Here is an 18,360-nt window from a genome sequence, read left to right as displayed (position 1 = left end):
ATCCTCCCCCGGTTCCCAGTCGCGCGCCACCTTCTTTCGGTCGGCAACGGCACCGAGAACTTATTCGGTTATGTATCACTGGAAATAGCCTAATTTACTTTTGTTCACCCAGCGAACAATCACTCCACATCCTTGCGCGCGCGCAGCAGGTCCAGCGCCACGTCCACGATCATGTCCTCCTGCCCGCCAACCATCTTGCGGCGTCCCAGTTCGACCAGGATGTCGCGGGAATCGAGGCCGTAGGTCTTGGCTGCGGTCTCGGTATGGCGCAGGAAGCTGGAATAGACCCCGGCATAGCCAAGCGCGATCGTGTCGCGGTCCACCTGCACAGGTCTGTCCTGGATCGGGCGCACAAGCCGGTCGGCGGCATCCATCAGCGCGAAGGGATCGCAACCATGCTCCCAGCCCAACCGATCTGCTACCGCCGCGAAGGCTTCGATCGGCGTATTGCCCGCTCCCGCACCCATTCCAGCCAGCGAGCCATCGACCCGGTAGGCCCCCTCCTCGACAGCGACGACCGAAATGGCCACCGCGAGCGACAGGTTCTGGTGGGCATGGATGCCCACCTGGGTTTCGGGCTTCAGCACGTCGCGATAGGCGCGGATGCGCTCGCGGGCGCCATCCATGAGCAGCGCGCCGGCCGAGTCGGTGACATAGACGCAATGGGCGCCGTAGCTCTCCATCAGTTGCGCCTGCCGGGCCAGATCCTTCGGCCCCATCATGTGCGACATCATGAGAAAGCCCGAAACGTCCATGCCGATCTTCCGGGCGTGGGCAATGTGCTGGGCGGCCACGTCCGCTTCGGTGCAATGGGTTGCTACGCGCACCGACCGCACCCCGGCCTCATAGGCAGCCTGAAGGTCGTGGATGGTGCCGATCCCCGGCACCAGCAGCGCCGTCAGCACCGCATTCTCCAGCTTGTCGGCCACGGCGGCGATCCATTCCAGGTCGGTGTGCCGACCGAAGCCGTAGGCAAAGCTCGATCCGGCCAGCCCGTCGCCGTGGCTGAGTTCGATCGCCGCCACGCCGGCCCGGTCCAGCGCCGTGGCGATCGCCACGCATTGATCCAGTGTATAGCGGTGGCGGATCGCGTGCATCCCGTCCCGCAAGGTCACGTCCTGCACGTAGATCCGGGTCTTATCGGAATCGGTCATGTCACACAGCCTCCGCCAACATCCGCTGCGCGAGCCGCTCGGCGGTCTTCAACGCGGCAGAGGTCATGATGTCCAGGTTGCCAGCATATTTCGGCAGGTAGTGGCCGGCGCCTTCCACCTCGAGAAACACGCTCACCTTCAACCCTGTGGCACGGTCATCCACGCCGGGGATGCGTACTGCGGCATTGTCACCGATGGTCTCGAACTGGATGTCCTGCTTCAGCCGGTAGCCTGGCACATAGTCCTGCACCTCGGCGATCATCGCCTCGATCGAGCGGCGCACCGCCTCGCGGTCTGTGGTCTTGGCCAGACAATAGACCGTGTCGCGCATGATCAGCGGCGGCTCAGCGGGGTTGAGGACGATTACCGCCTTCCCCTTCTTCGCCCCGCCGACCTCGCAAATCGCGCGCGAAGTGGTTTCGGTGAATTCGTCGATATTGGCGCGTGTGCCGGGTCCCGCTGAACGCGACGAGATTGATGCGACGATCTCGGCATAGCTCACCTCGGCCACCCGCGACACCGCCGCCACGATCGGGATCGTGGCCTGCCCGCCGCAGGTCACCATGTTTATGTTCGTCTGGTCGAGGTGATCGTCCATGTTGACCACGGGAACAACGTAGGGTCCGATCGCCGCCGGGGTCAGGTCGATCATGATCTTGCCGGCACCGCGCACGATTTCGTCGTTGCCTGGGTGCGCGCCCGCCGAGGTGGCGTCGAAGACGATGCCGATCTCTGGCCAGACGGGCAGTTGGGTCAGCCCCTTGATCCCTTCGTGGGTGACAGCGACGCCCAGCCGGTCGGCGCGGGCCAAGCCGTCGCTCTGGGGGTCGATGCCGACCATCGCGCCCATTTCCAGCAACTTCGAATTGCGCATAATCTTGATCATCAGATCCGTGCCGATATTGCCCGAGCCGATGATCGCGGCCTTGATCTTTCCGCTCATGCTCCCGCCTTCCCGTCGTCGAAACTCACTTGGATCGGCGAGAACCCGGCAATCTCGGCCAGATAGACCTCGCCCGGCTTCACCGGGACCATGGGCCCGAAGGCCCCCGACATGACAACGTCGCCCTCCTTGAGCGGCTCGCCCAGTTCGGCCATGCGACGCGCCAGCCACAGCGCAGCGTTGAGCGGGCTGCCCATGCAGTCCAGACCCAGCCCGCGCGAGACGACTTTGCCGTTGCGCGACAGGATGCCCCCGCAAAGCCGCAGGTCGAGGTCGGTTAGCCGACGCATACCCAGACCCAGCAGGAACCCCCCGCCCGAGGCGTTGTCCGCGATCGTGTCCACCAGCTGGATGTCCCAGTCGCGGATCGCAGAGTCTACCACCTCCAGCGAGGGCGCAGCATAGGCCACGCGACGGATCAGTTCGGTCATTGGCGCCTGTGGGTCATCCAGACTGCGGTCCATCACGAAGGCCAGTTCCAGTTCGACCTTCGGCTGCATGAAGCGGCGGGTGTCCACCACCTCACCTTCGGTGAAGGCGTAGTCGGCCCAGAGCATGCCAAAATCGGGCTGGTCGATCCCCATCTGCGCCTGCACCGCCGGCGACGTAAGGCCGATCTTGCGCCCGACCAGGCGCCGCCCACGCTCCAGCCAGTGGCGGTTCGCCGCTGTTTGCACCGCGTAGGCGTCAGCCACTGTGCTCAGACCATGGCTCTCGCGCAGTGGCGGAATCTGTTTCAGGTCGGTCCGGGCGCGCACCAGCACCTCGGCCATCTCGGAAATGCGATCACTCATGCGGTGCCTCCCTTGGCGTGCGGATCGTTCTCGATCGGCAGATAGCCGCCGCGCCAGTGCAGCAGCGGCGTCTTTGAAAAGGTGCGTGCCCGAAGCACCCGACCCACCAGGATCGTGTGGTCTCCCCCAGGCAGCGTCGTCTCAAGGGCGCATTCGATCCAGGCCGCGGCTCCGGCGATCAGCGGCATCTCCGCCAGCCCCTCCTCCACGTCGAGGCCGGCGAAGCGGTCCACGCCGGGGGTGGCAAACCGGCGCGATACGGCCTCCTGATCGGCGGCCAGAATATTCACCGTAAAATGCCCCGATCGTTGGAAGATCGGCAGGGAATAGGCCGCGTTCCGCAGGCTCCACTGCACAAGCGGCGGGTCGAGCGACAGCGAGGCAAACGAGGTGGCCGTCACGCCGTAGCGGCCCTCCTCTACATCCAGCGTCGTCATCACGGTGATGCCCGTGGCGAAGTGGCCCAAGGCATCGCGAAACGCGGCTGACGCAAGGGGGGGCATCGTATCGGTCGCGCTGCGCCCGGGGGGCTGGGTGTGAATCGTTATCATGTGGCTCTCTTTGATGGCCGGTGGCTCAGCGCCCCAACAGAAAGTCGAGGTGGATGCGGTTGAAGGTCTCCGGGTCCTCGAATTGTGGCCAGTGCCCACATTCGTTCATCACATGAAACTGCGCGCCGGGGATGGCATCGGCGATCTTGCGGCCCTCTTCGGGGGCTGCGGTCGGATCGTGCGAGGTCCAAAGAACCAGGGTCGGAGCCTTGATGCTGGCGCTGTCTGCGGCGCTGAACATGTTGCGGCGACGGATATCCATCTGCTGCAGACACAGAATTCGCTTCATGATGTCGGGATAGCCGGGCTGAGAGTAGATCGCCCGGCGTACCTCGACCAGATCGTCGTTCACCTTCGAATGGTCTTGCATCAAGAATTCCAGTCGGGTGCGGATCCGCACCGGCGAGGGATCGGTCACGGCCTCCATGGTCAGCCGCGAAATCCGTTCCATCACCTCGGGATAGGCAGTCCAGCCACCGGCGGTGTTCAGCACGACGCGGTCCACCCATTCGGGATGATGCACGGCCATCCAGGCGGCCACCCAGCCGCCAAGGCTTTCTCCCGATATATGCGCCTTCTGGTGCCCAAGCGCCTTGATCACTGCGATCACATGCCGCGCGTAGTCGGCAATCTCGTAATCCAGCTTCGGCTTGTCGCTCCAGCCGTGGCCCACGAGGTCGATCGCATAGGTGCGGAAATGCTCGGCATGGGCGGCAAGGTTGCGGCTGTAGGCCTCGGCGTGGCCGCCGGTGCCGTGGATCAGGATCAGCAACGGCTGGCCCTCGTCACCCGCTGCCAGATAGCGGGTGCGGATGCCGCCCGCGTCCAGATAGCCCTGAGTGAAGGCCGTCCGCGTCAGGTCGGTCCAGATGGATGCGTGTTGAGATTTGGTCATCTTGTCCTCCGATCAGATCACTCGGCCGCGTCAGAAAAAAGCTTGCGTGCGGGTTCGGGATCGCCGGCCATCGCCAGCGCCTCGTTCACCAGCCGCATCATCTCGTCATCCTGCACCTGGAGGTAGTTCGAAGCGGTGGTTCGAACCGGGTCCCCTGCATAGTACCGCTCGTACTGAAGCAACCGGGTGCCGAAGGCCTCGCCGGAAAGATCCCAGGCGAGCTTGAACAGCCGCGCCCGGTCGAGCGAAGACATCCCGCCGGCACCCTTGTAGTAAAGATCGGTGTCCCCCGCGAGGTCAGGCGCGGCGAAATCCGCCCCCGAGGGCATCATCATGAACCCGCCAGCAGCCACGGTCTGGATGGCTTCCACCACCTTCGGATAGGCTGTCGGAAGGAAGGTGCGCAGGGCCTGAAGCGGCGGCAGCGCCGGCCGCACGGTGCCGTAGGCCGTGGGCTCGCATTCGACCTCCGAACGGACCAGGCCGCTCTTGAGGAACTCCACGCCAATCAGCGCCTCGCCCAGCATCCGCTGCACATGCAGGAACTTGTCCGCGCCGATCGAGCGCGCCACCGCCATGGCCACGCCCACGGCGAATTGCATCTTCACCAGCGCGCGGGTGTTGGTCTGATGCGCCGAGTAGTTGCGCAGCGCCGTCTCGGTATAAAGCGCATTGTTCAGCGCGATGTCACGATACATGAACACCCGCTCCCAAGGAACGAAGACGTTGTCAAAGATCAGGAGCGAGTCGTTCTCCTCGAAATTGTTCGACAGGGGATGGTCGAAATCCGACCGCTGGCCATCGAGTGCGTAAGGCTCGCGACAGATCTGGCGGATGCCGGGATCGGAAACCTTCACTGCGAATGCCAGGGCATGGTCAGCGTCGCTTTCCGGGATGCCGGGCAGGCAGTACATTAGCATCTCGTCGGCCACGGCGCCGAGCGTGGCCACCATCCGCGCGCCTTTCACATAGATACCCTCGGCGGTTTCTTTCACCACCCGCATGTGCAGATTCTGCTGTTCGGCCGAAGATTTGGTGCGGTCGTTCTGCGGGGTGATCAGCGCATGGCTGAGGAAGAGGTCATTGTCGCGGATGTACTCGTAGTATTTCAGGACGTTGTCCGCATAGCGTTGGCCAGCGCGGCCAAAAATCTCGCGCGCCTCGGCAAAGGCCAGCAGGCTGACGTTAAGAAAGTCGGGCGAGCGGCCCATCAAACCGAAGTTCATGGACGCCCAGTGATAATAGGCTTCGCGGCGCCGGCGCAGGTCGGCGGCCGTCTTCGCCGGCATGAAGGCCATGCCCGCGCGATCCCCGGTTTCGGGGACCACATAGGTCAGCTTGTCGCGGGTGGCAGGGTCCACCTGCGCATCGTAAAGCCGCGCCAACTGGCGCACGATCCGCGAGAAGGCAGGATGAGTGGTCACATCACCGATCTTCTCGCCGTTTATCCAGACATCGCGCGGATTGGCCTTCAACCCGTCGATAAATTGCTGTCCGTTGCGAACTCCCATTTCGTACTCCTGCTTTTTGTGTCGGCGATCGCGCCTCATGGCTTTTGCCACGCGTGCTGGCCGTCTGGTTGAAACCGATGGCGTCAGGCCGGCGTGGCCGTCATTATGCCCATGCCCGTCAGCCATTCCGGAATTGGCTCGTAGAACAGAACATCCGAGCGGTAGCCTTCGCCCAAAGCCGCCAGCGCGGCGACCCAGCAGCGCACTTCGTGCCCGCCGCGTCCGCCAGTCCTGGTGATCGTCTCGTCGTCGGAACCGTCCAGCACGGTCAGGTCGCCGGACGCGAAACCGTCGAGAAGCCGCTTGTCCCAGTCGGTGTCGAGTGGCAGCAGCTTCGACTGCCCGGCGGCGTAGCGCGGCCCCTCGCCCAGAACGTTGTTCTGTCGCGTCATGCGGGCCGAATGGGGCAGCGGGCCACCGTCGATCAGGCGTTGGCGCACCTCGGGCGTCGCCGTCGCCAGCGAAGGAATCGGCGGATCGTGCGACAGCCCGCCCGAGCCCAGGATCAGCACCCTTTCGGGGCACGCGGCCGCCCAGCGGCCCACCGCCGCGCCCAGGGCGCGCACCCGCGCCATTGTCGGCCGCGGTGCCAAGGCGCAGTTCACGAAGATCGGGATCATCCGCGTCAGCGGCATCTTGGCCGACAGCAATTCGATCGGCTGCGCCCCGCCGTGATCCACATCCATCCGGTACGAGACCGCAACGTCCACGCCTTCCTTCAGCGCGTGCTCGGCGCAGGACATGGCCCGGTTCTCGGGAATGTCGAGCTTGCCCGCCACGGTGCCGAAATCGCCTACCGAAACTCCCTCGATCCCTATGCAGAACGACGGCAGGAGCTTGTAGAAGAAGCCGTTCACATGGTCGGGGTGGAACAGCACTACCAGATCCGGGTCTGCCTCGGCCACATAATCGGCCGCCTTCTCGATCGCCGACCAGAACCGCTTCTCTGCGTCTGGCCCCGCACGGTTGCGGTCCATGATTGGACTGTGCGACATGCAAACACTTCCCACGATCATTTCTGTTCGCCTCCTGTCCTTCGGCATCCGCCTCAACCTTGCGTCACGGATCGGTGCCAGCGCCCGCCATCGAATGAACTTCCATCGCTCGACCACGAAATCAGTGAGGGAAATATTGACACCCCTCAACTAAAATCGCCATGATGTTCACCACATGAACACGAGGTGCCCATGCCAAAATCCTCTAAAAGTAGCTCTGAGTCCCCTTACCGGGAGATTCGTGCCGTTTCGCGCGCCTTGGATTTGCTCGAGGCGGTTTCTGAACTTGGCTGGGCAAACGTCGGTCAACTGGCGAACTATACCGGCATTGACCGCGGCACTACTTACCGGCTGATTCACACGCTCGAACTCAAGGGCTATCTGGAGCGCCGCGCCGAGGATGGCACGATGTCACTCGCCAATCGTATCCTCGAACTCGGCGACGGCGTACGTCACGAGGATATTGCCGTCCAGGTGATGTCGCAGACACTTCGCGAACTGACTGAACAGATAATGTGGCCAAGCGACTTCGCCAGCTTCAATGCAGGTCATATGGTGATCCAGGCATCCAGTCACAAATACAGCCCGGTTTCTGTCCATCGCCGTTTGATAGGCAAGACCCGATCGCTCTTTCGCTCGGCGCTAGGGATGGCATATCTGAGCTCGCTTAATATTGAGAATCTCAACAAAACAATTGAAATCGCTCAAAGGGTCGGCAATCTTGACGCTGCCGATCGCGCGCGTTCGGTACGGATCAACCAGGAACTCGAAAAAGTGCACCTTCGCGGCTACGCTGTATCGGAAGGGCTGGTTGAAGCAAAATTCAGTGCCATAGCTTTGCCCGTGCGCATAGGGCGGAAACCGATCGGTGCCGTTAACATAGTTTTCTTCCGCAACGCGATGGCACCCGACGAAGCTGGAATGACCTTGTTACGCCCCCTGCGCGACATGATCGCACGTGCCGAACAACTAATGGGGGTCGCGATGTCCAGCACAGGGCTTAGAGTCGGACTCGAAAAGCTCTCAATAGGCCCTATCGGCTCGAATCTGTGATTTTGGCCAAGTTGAAGAACGATTGGTGAACATCAGGATTTGGCGTGGGCTTTGAGCACCATGATGATGTTGGGGCTCCGTGGGTATTTCTGCAATAAGGGGAGCATGAGGATTTGTGTGGCAGGTGCCGGAGTTGGGTGAATGCGGTATAGGAGAGCGATGATTATCGCCGAGGCCCGCATTTTTGAAACCAGCGCGCAAGAAACGACATTCGCCAGCCGCAACGAGCGACACACCCACGCCAGATGAAACGCTTACGATCCTGCAATTCAACGCCACACGCCTTCCGGCACGCCACCGCCGTGCACCTCATCTCGGCGGGCGTCGACGTTACGGTCATTCGAAGTTGGCTCGGCCACGTGAGCCTCGACACGACCAACCACTATGCCAGGGCCAATCTGGAAACAAAACGGAAAGCCCTGGAAAAGGTCGCCGTTCCAACCACACCCGCCGGCCAGCCATCTTGGAAGCGCGATGCAAGTGTGCTCGCCTGGCTCGACACGCTCTGAAATAATGCGGAGGAATGTGATCGGAAATGCCGACAATCAGCCGATCTGCGCACGTTCCTTCGCATTATGGCCACCTGACGATTAGTCAAGCGACAGAAAAGTGACGTGGCCGATGCGGAAGCAATTTGCGAGGCCTCGCAACGCCCGACGATGCGGTTTGTAGCGGTTAAAAGCCAGGATGCCCAGGCCAGCGGCGTTGTGTTTCGAGCACGAGACTTGCTGGTGCGCCAGAGAACACAGGTTATCAACGCGCTCCGCGGCCACCTTGCAGAATACGGGTTCATCACCGCTCAAGGGCCAGCCCATGTTGCCGGACTCATAGAATGCGTGGCGGATGACAAAAACACTTTGCCGGATGCAGCCCGATCAGCGCTTGCCATGCTGGTCGAAACGCTCCGAGATCTGGAGGATCGCGTCAGACGGCTCGACCATGAGATCGCACGCCGCGCTCGGGAAGACGAAAACGCACGGCGGCTTGCAACAATCCCAGGTGTCGGACCGATAACGGCGACCGCATTGATAGCTTTGGCTCCCTGTGCGTCGACCTTCAGAAAAGGACGTGATTTTGCGGCCTGGCTCGGTCTGACACCACTTCAGCGATCAACTGGCGGAAAGCAGAAGCTCGGTGCAACATCGAAAATGGGCGAACGAACGCTACGACGGTTGCTTATTCTCGGAGCCAGCTCGGTGGTCCGGCAAGCCGCTTATCGGGGCGTGCCAGAGGGCTCTTGGCTCGGGCGCATGCTGGCGCGGAAGCCACGCATGCTGGTGATCGTCGCCCTTGCCAATAAGCTCGCCCGCATCGTCTGGGCGCTGCTGGCGAAAGGTGGGGTCTACGGAGCTCCCATAGAGGCCAGATAACCCGGCTTTTAAGGGGCGTCGAAGGTGTAGGAGGATGTAAAGGACAGTATGGCGCACGGTCGATAGAGACGGGATCGGAAAACCAGGCCTGAACGAAGTGCCTCAGAGCACGCTTTAATGATTTGGAGCCGATCCGCGAACTCCCATACGGGCCCGCGACATCTTGTGGTCGCATCAGAGGCCGGACAGATGTCAGCACCCGACTACGGGTAGGCGCAGGATACGTGTAAAAACCGGTCACAAGCGTTTTAGGAGGCTATCGTCTGAGGTCCTCGACGCCGAGTTCGTTCCATATCCATGAGAAATCGTAGGTGGCCATGGGGTCGTGGGGGTCAGGCCCGGACGATGATCGCATTTCGAGATATTTGAGCCATTCGGCGACATTTTCGCGACCGGCCTTGGTCCGGGCGGCGGCGCGCGGGGACTTGTCGCCGAGCATGCCGACGGGTTCGTCGAGTGTGGCGCGGTACTGTTTGTCGAGCATGGCGTGAACGAGCGGCGTTGCGACATCGAGCGGAATATCGCCGGAGGATGGCCTGCGACCAGCGTAGGCTTCTCTGGCCTGTTCGATGGTCTGGATACTGGTGAGCGGCGTACGTACCATTTTGCCGAGAATATTTTGCACGAGTTCGACACCTCTTTGCGCCCGCTCGGCAGAGTTGACCATCAGGACGAGAAAGCGGCCTTTGATTTCGAGGTTGCCAAGGACGGGCGTACCGTCTTCCATGGTGACGCCGGCGACAAGCGCATCTGGGTGACTGGGCCGGCCGTCTCCCTTGGCCGGCGGGCGACCGAGCCAGTTCCAGAACAGTGGATTTTCCTGGCGCAGGTCGTCCATTCCGGCGAAGCGATCGGCGATGTCTTTGTCGATGATGCCGGTTTCGAGGGGGAAACGCACCTCGTGAAACACGATGTCGTCGCCATCGCTGTTGCAGACGAGCGGCTGAACCTCGCCAAGCACCCTGGGCAAGGTGTCGAACAACCACGCATGGGTGAAGAGAGGCGCTGCCAGGCGTAGAGTGTCGTCGTCGAGGATCAGTGTCTTGCGGGGTCGCTTCTTGCCGGTCATTTCCTTGAGCCCCTCGAACAGGGCTTCTGTCGCCTCCGGCGAATAGGGTAACAGGCCACCTGTGATGACGTTGGTGCCACCGACATGGACGATGCGGGCGGCAATCTTCTCCCATTGCCGCAGGGTTTGGGTCGCGGTTCCTTCGCTGACCGTCACGGGGTCGACACCGCGCAGGAGATCGCGCGCGAGAAAGCTTTTTCCGGGCACGATCTCGCTAACCTCGTAAAGGCTGATGACGGAGGCACTGATCGCCTTGAGATAGGCCTTACTGCGGGCAGTTTCCTTAAACCCCCGGCTTTTGAGATAGATATCGACGAAGGTGCGACCGTCCGGTTCGAAGGCCTGGGTGAGAAAATCCTCAAAGGCGCATCCCCAAAGGGTCATGGCCCAGTGGCTGCCGAGAAGCTCGAAAATCTCTTCGTGATCGAGGCCGAATTCGTCCATGACGGGCCAGAAGTGGTCGCCCATCACCTCCTCGAACTGAAGCGCCCAATCGTCCCGGCCGAGGAATTTGACGAGGGCATTCAGATTGAAGCTGTTTGCGTTCATGGATGATCCTCCATCGCCAGGGCGGGCCTGCCGTTTTTATTGCGTGATCGGGCCTGCTTGACGATCTCTCCGACGCGACCTCGGCTGGCCCGGCCCTCGACTGCCTCCTGGATCTTGCGGATGCTGAGATCGGTGGCGGTGGCGAGGGTCTCGATTTCCTCGACCAGACGGGAGCTGAGCCTTGGCCGGCCGAGATGCTTTCCGCGAGCGGCGGCCGCTTTCATTCCGGCCGTGACCCGTTCGCTGATCAGGGACGATTCCAGCTCGGCCATGGCGCCGATGATGGTGAACATCGCCCGTCCCATGGGACTTGCGGTGTCGATCTGGTCCTGCAGGCTGATGAAGCGCACGCCGAGATGGTCGAATTCTTCGAGCGCCGTCAGGAGATGGCGGGTCGAGCGGGCGAAGCGGTCGAACTTCCAGACCAGGACACAATCGAGTTCGCGGTTGCGGGCGCGGGTCATCAGAGCGTTGAGCTTGGGGCGCCCTTCGCGGCGGCCGGAAACGGCGATGTCGCAATATTCGCCGACGATGGTGAGACCGGCGCGCTCGGCGTAAGCACGCAGGCCGTCATATTGCAGGTCTGGCTTCTGGTCGGGCGTGGAGACGCGCAGGTAGAGGGCCGCATGGTTCTGTTGTGGCGCGGGTGCCGGGCGGCGGCGTCCTTTAATGTATTCCTTTTTGGACGACGAAACGCTATGGCCCGAAGCCTTTGATTTAGGCACTTTCCACGACCCCTTCGGCATACCCTTTTCCGGACACCTTTATGACAGCGATTGACCGCACTGCCTACCCTCGCTCTGGTGAGCGTCTTACCCGGGAGGAACTGGAGCGCCGATACGGTCTGAGCGAGGCCGATCTCGTCTTTATCCGCGGTAAAGCGCGCGGTGCTTCCGGCCGCCTGACGCTGGCAGCCTTGCTGAAGGCGCGCCAGGATCTCGGTTTCTTTCCGGCGCCTGATGACCTCCATAGCGAAACTATTGCCCATTTGGCAGCGCAACTTGGTTTGGTCGATCCGCCGATATGTGTGGTTGAAGACGCCGGCGAAAAGACACTCTACAGGTATCGAACGGCGGTCCGTGCCTTTCTCGATGTCGTGACCTATGACGAGAGGGGCGAAGATCTGCTGACGGGCGCGCTCACGGAAGCGGCGTCGACGATGAGCGATCCGGCCGACCTGATCAATCTGGCGATCGAGGTTCTGGGTAAGGCGTCGATCGATCTGCCGGCGTTCAGCACACTCGATCGGCTGGCCAATCACCTGCGCACGAAAGTCCATACGACGATCTACACCCGGACCGCAGAGCGCCTGGGCGATGAAGAGGTTGCCTTGCTGGATGATTTGCTGGTTGTGGCACCCGGCGCTGTGACGACCGGCTTCAATCGCCTCAAACATGCCCCGGGCCCGGCCCGCCCTGAAACGATCAAGCTCTGGACGGAACGGCTTGGATGGCTGACCGGCATGCTCGATCCCGATCCTCTCCTCAATGAGATCGCTCATACCAAGCGTCGTCAGTTCGCCGCCGAGGCCCGCAGCATGGAGGTGAGCGATCTCCTCGATATCCGCCGGCCGGGCAAGCGCCATACTCTCCTTCTTTGCCTGCTCCAGCAGGCACGCGCGCAATGCCGCGACGAGTTGATCGAGATGCTGTTGCGCCGGGTCCGCAAGACCCAGAACGCTGCCAAGGAAAAGCTGAAATCCCTGCAAGACGAGCACCGGGAGATCGAAGAGAAACTGATCACGGTATTGGGGCAGGTGCTGGAAAACACCCGGCAGAGCGAAACAAACATGGAAGTTGGCCGTCGGATCAGGGCTGTCCTGGCGGAGCGTGGCGGCCTCGATCTTCTGTCGGAGCAATGCGAGACCGTCTCGGCGTTCCACCACAACAATGACCTGCCGCTCCTGTGGCCGATCCATGCCAAGGTTCGCGCCCTGCTGTTCAGGTTGCTCGAGCTCATGGATATCAGGTCGGCGACGCAAGACCTCAGCCTGCTGGAAGCGTGTGGCATCGTCATTGCCAACAGGAGCGCCCGTCGCGACGAACTGACCTATGATATTGACCTGTCGTTCGCCTCGCAACGCTGGCAAGCTTTTGTGATCAAGCGCCGCAAAACGGGCGTCATGCTCGATCGGCGTGCCCTCGAAGTCTGTGTGTTTATCCATCTGGCCGATGCGCTGCAAGCCGGCGACCTTTTTGTTGTGGGGGCCGAAACCTTCAATGATTACCGCACCCAGCTCCTGACCTGGACGGAGTGTGAGGCACGTCTGGCCGATTATTGTGCCGACCTTGGGCTACCGCGCTCCGGGGAGGAGTTTGCCGCATGGATGAAGGAACAACTGATGGCAGCCACCGCCGCTGTGGATGCCGGCTTTCCGGAAAATACGGAGTTGAGCATCGATGCGAGCGGTGTGCCGCACCTCAAGCAACAGAAGGCATCCGGCCAGCCGGAGGGTCTGATGATCTTCGAAGCCGAAGTCCATGCCCGTATAAGCGAGCGGCACCTGCTCGATATTCTGAAGGACAGCACCAGCTGGACTGCCTTCACCCGCCACTTCGGACCGCCATCGGGAGCCGACCCGAAAATTGCAAGGGCGCTGCAACGCTATATCCTCACGGTGTTCGGCTATGGCTGCAATCTCGGCCCCGTCCAGACTGCTCGTCATGCTGTCGGCATCGCCAGCGCCGACACCCTTCGTCGGCTCAATGCCCAGCATATCGATGTTGGCAAGCTCGAAGCCGCCATGACCGACCTGATCAATGCCTATGACCGTTTCGAGCTGCCGAAACTGTGGGGCGCCGGTCAGGCGGCGATCGCAGATGGCACTCACATTCCGTTGCGCGAGAACAATCTGCTGGGCTCTCAGCATATCCGTTACGGCGCCTACGGTGGCATCGCCTACCACCATATAGCCGACAATTACGTCGCGCTGTTCACCACCTTCATTCCCTGCGGGGTCTGGGAGGCCATCCATATCCTCGACGGGCTCCTGAAAAACCGTTCGACCGTTCAGCCGGACACTCTGCATGCCGACACGCAGGGCCAGAGTGAACCCGTCTTCGGGCTGGCGCGTCTGCTTGGGATCAAGCTGATGCCGCGTATGCGTAACTGGGCAGACGTGACCTTCTATCGTCCCGATAAATCGGTCTCCTACCAGCACATCGATGCGCTCTTCGGCCGCGAGATCGACTGGAGGCTGATCGAAACGCACTGGCAGGACATGATGCAAGTGATCCTCTCCATTCAGGCGGGTCTGGTGGTGCCCTCTATGTTGCTGCGAAAACTCAGCTCGAACAACCGCAAAAACCGGCTCTACCAAGCCTTCCGAGAACTTGGGCGGGTCGAAAGAACGTTGTTTCTGCTGCGTTATATCTCCGACCCACAAGTCCGACGTTCCATTCGCGCTGAAACGACCAAGATTGAATCCTTCAACGATTTCCTCGACTGGATTACCTTTGGAGGCCCCGTCATCAAGAGCGGCGATCCCGTCGAGCAGGAAAAGCAGGTCAAATATGCAAGCCTCGTCGCCAATGCCATCATGCTGTCCAACGTCGCCGACCTAACCGACGTCATCAACTCCATGGCTGCCGACGGTCTGACTGTCACGCCAGAGCTCGCAGCCGCCCTCAGCCCCTACGCGCGAGCGAAAATCCGGCGCTTCGGCAAATACTCAATCGACATGGAGGATATCCCTCAACCACTCAATCCGGCCCCTCTGCCGTTTGAAGTTCCCTTGTGACCGGTTTTTACACGTATCCTGCGCCTACCCGGACTACGCGCAAATACTTGCCTGAAAAATTCTCTTGCACTTCCGGGGGTGTCCACAGATGTTCAGGGGCCAACGAGGAAAAGAAGCCGGTTACGCAAGTCGCCCGGCTCCTGGGCGTGCATCGCGCCACCCTTTATAGGGCGCTTGAATCGACTTCCGATCGGGCTTGAAGCCTTGCCTGGATTGCACATCAGAGCATCCGATTTGCGCGATATTTCCGTACTTTAGAGATTCGGGGTTGCAGAATCGGGCAAATCTCTCCTTACTGCTAAGCATGAAGCGCAATACAGAAAAGATTCGGAAGGATGTTGCCGCCCATCGGGCACGGCAGCTTGCGGCCGGTCGTATCGCGCTGACTACGTATGTTCCGACTGATCTTCTCGCGCAAATCGACAAGATCAAGGAACAGCGGGGCGAGCTTGGTCGCGCGCCGATTATCGAAGAAGCTTTGAGGTTTTATATCGAGAAAGCACCCGAGGGCATGAAATGAAAAACCCCTAGCCGTTAGCAGCGGCAAGGGGTTTTCGGATTTCGGAAACGGCTTTGTTAGGACCGCCTGAACAGCCCCTAACATAGTCGAGTGTGAACCACCCGGCAAGAGTGAGTCTCGCCGGGAACGGGGAATCTTTGTCCGCCGTCCGCGCCGTCATGTCCTCCGAATGAAAGGACGAAGGACAGATGTTGAGGACGCAAATTGCGGCCGCGATTGGCTGCGCGCGTGCGAACGCGCTTGATGAAATCATGCGGGAGGTCTGGACGCGCTACAGCGCCGGCCAGCTTTCCGAGGAAGACGCCGGCCAGCTCTCCGCGCTCGCCCAGGAGCGCCGGGCCGCATGGCGCGGATCGGGACAAGCCGCGCTTGGCCTGGTCCTGCCTCCCCCGGCCGCACGCTGCCCGACGCCGGTTCGTCGGCGCAGCTATTTCAAGGGGCGATCGGAGGGCCGTATCTGGCAGGCGACGACGCGCAAGGACGTGCAGGCGATCTTGAAGGCGGCCGAAATCTACAACGAGGCCGGCTTGCACGAGAAGGGCGAGCGCAGCGGCCCGCTCGGATCGGTGGCGCTCGACGTGCTACGGCTGTTCGTCAATCTGATCGACTTCCGCACCGGCCGGCTGGAGCCGTCAATCACCACAATCATGGATCGCCTGGGCCGCTCACGCGATACGATCGTGCGAGCGCTGAAGAACCTGCGGGCGCATGGCTTCATCGACTGGCTGCGGCGTTACGAGCCGACCGGGAACGAGGGGCGCGGCCCCCGGGTGCAGCAGGCGAGCAATGCCTATCGCCTGTCCCTGCCGGAAAAGGCCCGGCAGTTCCTTGGCCGGTTCGGCAAGGCCCCTCCCCCGCCTGCGGATCATGGACAGGATCAACGGACCTGGGCCGAGGCAATCGACGCCTACAGGACGGCCCTGCCCCTCGACGAGCGAACGCAGCTCGACGCCGGCGATAGCCCGCTCGGGCAGACCCTTGTGAGGATGGCAAAGACCTTCATGAAACGTGAGTCCGATAACCAGACTGAATCCCCCTCTAGTTCTATTCTCTATGTGAAAACATAAGCGGACGCCGCTGTTCGGGCCGCTCACGCGGCCCTGCGGCGGTTCCGGACCGCGTAAGAAGCGGTCCGGCCCGACACACTCAGAGCAAAATCACCAACCGCCTCGCCTGCGGCCAATGTCACATGGGCTTTCGAGAGAAAGAAAAGGCGAGAGCTGCGCCTAAAGAAGCTAGCTGTTTACTAGCGGCTAGCAATTTACAATAAGATTGCAAGCGGCTGTTTAACCGCTTATAAAGTGCCCGCAGCTAACATGCTGCTGGTAATTAGATGAGCGGAGGTCGCATGGCGGTCATATCATTTGTTTCGAGCAAAGGCGGGGTTGGCAAAACGACTTCGGCCGTTGTCCTCGCCGGCGAGCTAGTCGCGGCGGGTCGCAAGGTCGCGTTGATCGACGCGGACCCCAACAGGCCCCTTGTAGCCTGGTCGCAGCTTCGCCCGGTTCCGGAATCCCTTCGGCTCATAGTCGATGACTCGGCCGAAACAATCATAGACACGATCGAGGATGCCCGCACTGACGCCGATTTCGTCATAGTTGACTTAGAAGGGACCGCGACCGATCGCGTCGGCTTCGCAGTCGCCCGGTCGGATTTGGTTCTGATTCCGTTGCAAAGCTCGGTTCTCGACGCAGCCGAGGCCGCGAAATCGGTCAAGCTGGTGCGCCAAATGTGGAAGGTGGCGAACCGGGAAATTCCATATCGCGTGTTCTTTACCCGCGTGCCGCCCGCGATCCGCGAGCGGACGGCACGCGACATAGAGCGGCAGTTTACCGGCGCTGCGGTCCCGGTGCTGCCGGCGACTTTGATCGACAGGGCGGCCTATCGGACCTTGTTTTCCTTGGGCGGCACGCTGCACGAGCTGGAAACGGCCGATGTGTCCGGACTGGAGACAGCCAAGGAAAACGCCCGCGAATATGCGCAAGCCGTCATCAACGCCATTAGGGGAGGGAACGCAGCATGACTGCCGATGACAAGAAACGCGCAACGCTCGACTTTGGCGAGGAACTCAACACGCCGCCAGTGCCGCCCGTTGATCCGAACGCGGTCAAGGCCGCCGCCCGCGCTGCGGGTTTCCGCGAAACTCCGAAAGCCGCCGAGCTATTGCCGTCTTCTCCTGGGCGACCCCCGCGCCGTACTCGGCGCAAGACAGGCCGCACGGAACAGTTCGCAACCCGGCTGAGGGCCGACACTATCGAGGCGATCTATACCTATGCCGACCGCCACGAGATCACGCTTGCCGAGACGATCGAGCGGGCAATGAGCGCACTTGGCGAAGGCGAGCAGTAGCGGTTTCGCTTGTTCGCTTATACAAATTTTGATATACGGGATTCATGGCTGACATGAAGCGGCTCGAATTTCTCGGGGATTCCCTTGAGCAGTTGCGGGAGTTTCCCGAGACGGCGCGGAAAGAGGCCGGTGTCCAGCTTCACAAGGTTCAGCAGGGTTTTGAACCAAGCGACTGGAAGCCGATGGTGAGCGTAGGGCAGGGGGTGCGGGAAATCCGCATCCGCGACGAGGCCGGAGCCTTCCGGGTGCTCTACATCGCTAAGATAGAGGATGCCGTCTATGTGCTGCACGCCTTCCAGAAGAAGACGCAGCAGACAGCGAAACGAGATTTGGACCTAGCCGCGACCCGGTTGCGGCAAATCTAGCGGAGGCGTGACAATGAAACGTCAGAGCTTTGCGAATGTATGGGATGCACTGGAAGATACGCCGGCCGAGGCCGCGAACATGACCATGCGTTCCAATCTGTTGATTGCCGTTGAGCAGCGGGTACGGAGTTGGGGCGTCACCCAGGCCGAAGCGGCACGGCGTCTCGGGATCACGCAGCCCCGGCTTAACGACCTGCTGCGCGGCCGGATCACGAATTTCAGCCTCGATACGCTGATTAATCTAGCCACCCAGGCCGGGCTTGCGGTGCGGCTCGATATTGCCGAGGCCGCATAGGCTCGTCGGTAATCCGACAGTCAAGAGGGCGAGGTGTTCTAGTGCAATTTGCACAGGCGCATGCCTGTAACCCGCCCCGGCCGTCCCTACGGCCCAATATGATAAGAGCGGGCCGGCCGGGGGCTGATCGTCGTGCCGAGCGGCGAAAGCCGCGACCGGACCGGAGGGAACGCGCTTCCCCATTGCGCCGAAGTGACCGGAGGGCCGC

General features: G+C 61.4%; 19 protein-coding genes and 1 pseudogene. 11 read left to right on the top strand and 9 right to left on the bottom strand.

The window, feature by feature from the left end; translation table 11 throughout:
• Positions 1–119: 119 nt before the first annotated feature.
• The 7 genes from dmpG to RNA01_RS19550 form a co-directional block, all read right to left on the bottom strand.
• Positions 120–1,154, bottom strand: coding sequence for a 4-hydroxy-2-oxovalerate aldolase (dmpG, locus tag RNA01_RS19580; protein ID WP_147181839.1), 1,035 nt, complete (start codon positions 1,152–1,154; stop codon positions 120–122).
• Between the two features lies 1 nt (position 1,155).
• Positions 1,156–2,097 (bottom strand): acetaldehyde dehydrogenase (acetylating), encoded by a 942-nt coding sequence (locus RNA01_RS19575; RefSeq protein WP_147181838.1) that lies wholly within the window; start codon positions 2,095–2,097, stop codon positions 1,156–1,158.
• The gene (locus RNA01_RS19570; protein WP_050475431.1) at positions 2,094–2,891 is read right to left on the bottom strand and encodes a 2-keto-4-pentenoate hydratase; all 798 of its coding nucleotides are present in this window, start codon (positions 2,889–2,891) and stop codon (positions 2,094–2,096) included. Before RNA01_RS19570 ends, RNA01_RS19575 begins: the two co-directional genes overlap by 4 nt.
• Positions 2,888–3,442: a flavin reductase family protein gene (locus tag RNA01_RS19565; protein WP_210245783.1), complete on the bottom strand. Its 555-nt coding sequence runs from the start codon at positions 3,440–3,442 to the stop codon at positions 2,888–2,890. The genes RNA01_RS19570 and RNA01_RS19565 overlap by 4 nt, the downstream gene beginning before the upstream one ends.
• A gap of 25 nt (positions 3,443–3,467) precedes the next feature.
• On the bottom strand, positions 3,468–4,337 hold the full coding sequence (locus RNA01_RS19560) for an alpha/beta fold hydrolase (protein ID WP_147181837.1): 870 nt from the start codon (positions 4,335–4,337) through the stop codon (positions 3,468–3,470).
• 17 nt (positions 4,338–4,354) lie between these two features.
• The gene (locus RNA01_RS19555) at positions 4,355–5,848 is read right to left on the bottom strand and encodes a 4-hydroxyphenylacetate 3-hydroxylase family protein (RefSeq protein ID WP_147181836.1); all 1,494 of its coding nucleotides are present in this window, start codon (positions 5,846–5,848) and stop codon (positions 4,355–4,357) included.
• Between the two features lie 83 nt (positions 5,849–5,931).
• A complete protein-coding gene (locus RNA01_RS19550) occupies positions 5,932–6,864 on the bottom strand; it encodes a 3-carboxyethylcatechol 2,3-dioxygenase (protein ID WP_268906703.1) in 933 nt (310 codons plus the stop codon).
• A 171-nt stretch (positions 6,865–7,035) separates the two neighbouring features.
• On the opposite strand from RNA01_RS19550, the gene RNA01_RS19545 reads away from it, so the two are divergent.
• The 3 genes and pseudogenes from RNA01_RS19545 to RNA01_RS19535 form a co-directional block, all read left to right on the top strand.
• Complete coding sequence (locus RNA01_RS19545) at positions 7,036–7,896, top strand: helix-turn-helix domain-containing protein (RefSeq protein ID WP_147181834.1); 861 nt, start codon at positions 7,036–7,038, stop codon at positions 7,894–7,896.
• 245 nt (positions 7,897–8,141) lie between these two features.
• Complete coding sequence (locus RNA01_RS19540) at positions 8,142–8,405, top strand: tyrosine-type recombinase/integrase (protein ID WP_268906702.1); 264 nt, start codon at positions 8,142–8,144, stop codon at positions 8,403–8,405.
• A gap of 84 nt (positions 8,406–8,489) precedes the next feature.
• Positions 8,490–9,266 (top strand): annotated as a pseudogene (locus tag RNA01_RS19535) (IS110 family RNA-guided transposase); the annotation flags it as partial.
• 256 nt (positions 9,267–9,522) lie between these two features.
• Here RNA01_RS19535 and RNA01_RS19530 read toward each other — a convergent pair.
• On the bottom strand, positions 9,523–10,884 hold the full coding sequence (locus RNA01_RS19530; RefSeq protein WP_147181833.1) for a DUF7986 domain-containing protein: 1,362 nt from the start codon (positions 10,882–10,884) through the stop codon (positions 9,523–9,525).
• On the bottom strand, positions 10,881–11,609 hold the full coding sequence (locus tag RNA01_RS19525) for a recombinase family protein (RefSeq protein WP_147181832.1): 729 nt from the start codon (positions 11,607–11,609) through the stop codon (positions 10,881–10,883). Before RNA01_RS19525 ends, RNA01_RS19530 begins: the two co-directional genes overlap by 4 nt.
• A gap of 41 nt (positions 11,610–11,650) precedes the next feature.
• Here RNA01_RS19525 and RNA01_RS19520 point away from each other — a divergent pair, with 41 nt between their 5' ends.
• The 8 genes from RNA01_RS19520 (at position 11,651) to RNA01_RS19485 (ending at position 18,152) form a co-directional block, all read left to right on the top strand.
• Complete coding sequence (locus RNA01_RS19520) at positions 11,651–14,623, top strand: Tn3 family transposase (RefSeq protein WP_147181831.1); 2,973 nt, start codon at positions 11,651–11,653, stop codon at positions 14,621–14,623.
• Positions 14,620–14,823 (top strand): helix-turn-helix domain-containing protein, encoded by a 204-nt coding sequence (locus tag RNA01_RS24340; RefSeq protein ID WP_268906701.1) that lies wholly within the window; start codon positions 14,620–14,622, stop codon positions 14,821–14,823. Before RNA01_RS19520 ends, RNA01_RS24340 begins: the two co-directional genes overlap by 4 nt.
• Positions 14,824–14,927: 104 nt before the next feature.
• Positions 14,928–15,143 carry a ribbon-helix-helix protein, CopG family gene (locus RNA01_RS19510; protein ID WP_147181830.1) on the top strand — a complete coding sequence of 72 codons (216 nt, stop codon included), beginning with the start codon at positions 14,928–14,930 and terminating at the stop codon, positions 15,141–15,143.
• Between the two features lie 188 nt (positions 15,144–15,331).
• Complete coding sequence (locus RNA01_RS19505) at positions 15,332–16,210, top strand: helix-turn-helix domain-containing protein (protein ID WP_147181829.1); 879 nt, start codon at positions 15,332–15,334, stop codon at positions 16,208–16,210.
• A 266-nt stretch (positions 16,211–16,476) separates the two neighbouring features.
• Entirely contained in the window at positions 16,477–17,166 is a 690-nt protein-coding gene (locus RNA01_RS19500; protein ID WP_307725732.1) for an AAA family ATPase, read from the top strand.
• Positions 17,163–17,492 (top strand): hypothetical protein, encoded by a 330-nt coding sequence (locus tag RNA01_RS19495; protein ID WP_025031073.1) that lies wholly within the window; start codon positions 17,163–17,165, stop codon positions 17,490–17,492. Before RNA01_RS19500 ends, RNA01_RS19495 begins: the two co-directional genes overlap by 4 nt.
• 53 nt (positions 17,493–17,545) lie before the next feature.
• Positions 17,546–17,857: a type II toxin-antitoxin system RelE/ParE family toxin gene (locus tag RNA01_RS19490; RefSeq protein ID WP_147181854.1), complete on the top strand. Its 312-nt coding sequence runs from the start codon at positions 17,546–17,548 to the stop codon at positions 17,855–17,857.
• Positions 17,858–17,870: 13 nt separating this feature from the next.
• On the top strand, positions 17,871–18,152 hold the full coding sequence (locus RNA01_RS19485; RefSeq protein ID WP_147181828.1) for a helix-turn-helix domain-containing protein: 282 nt from the start codon (positions 17,871–17,873) through the stop codon (positions 18,150–18,152).
• The last annotated feature ends 208 nt before the right edge of the window (positions 18,153–18,360 follow it).

It is taken from the genome of Paenirhizobium naphthalenivorans, assembly GCF_007992095.1.
Classification (GTDB): domain Bacteria; phylum Pseudomonadota; class Alphaproteobacteria; order Rhizobiales; family Rhizobiaceae; genus Allorhizobium; species Allorhizobium naphthalenivorans.
The sequence above is the reverse complement of the archived record's forward strand: the minus strand, read 5'-3'. Positions and strand labels throughout refer to the sequence as shown.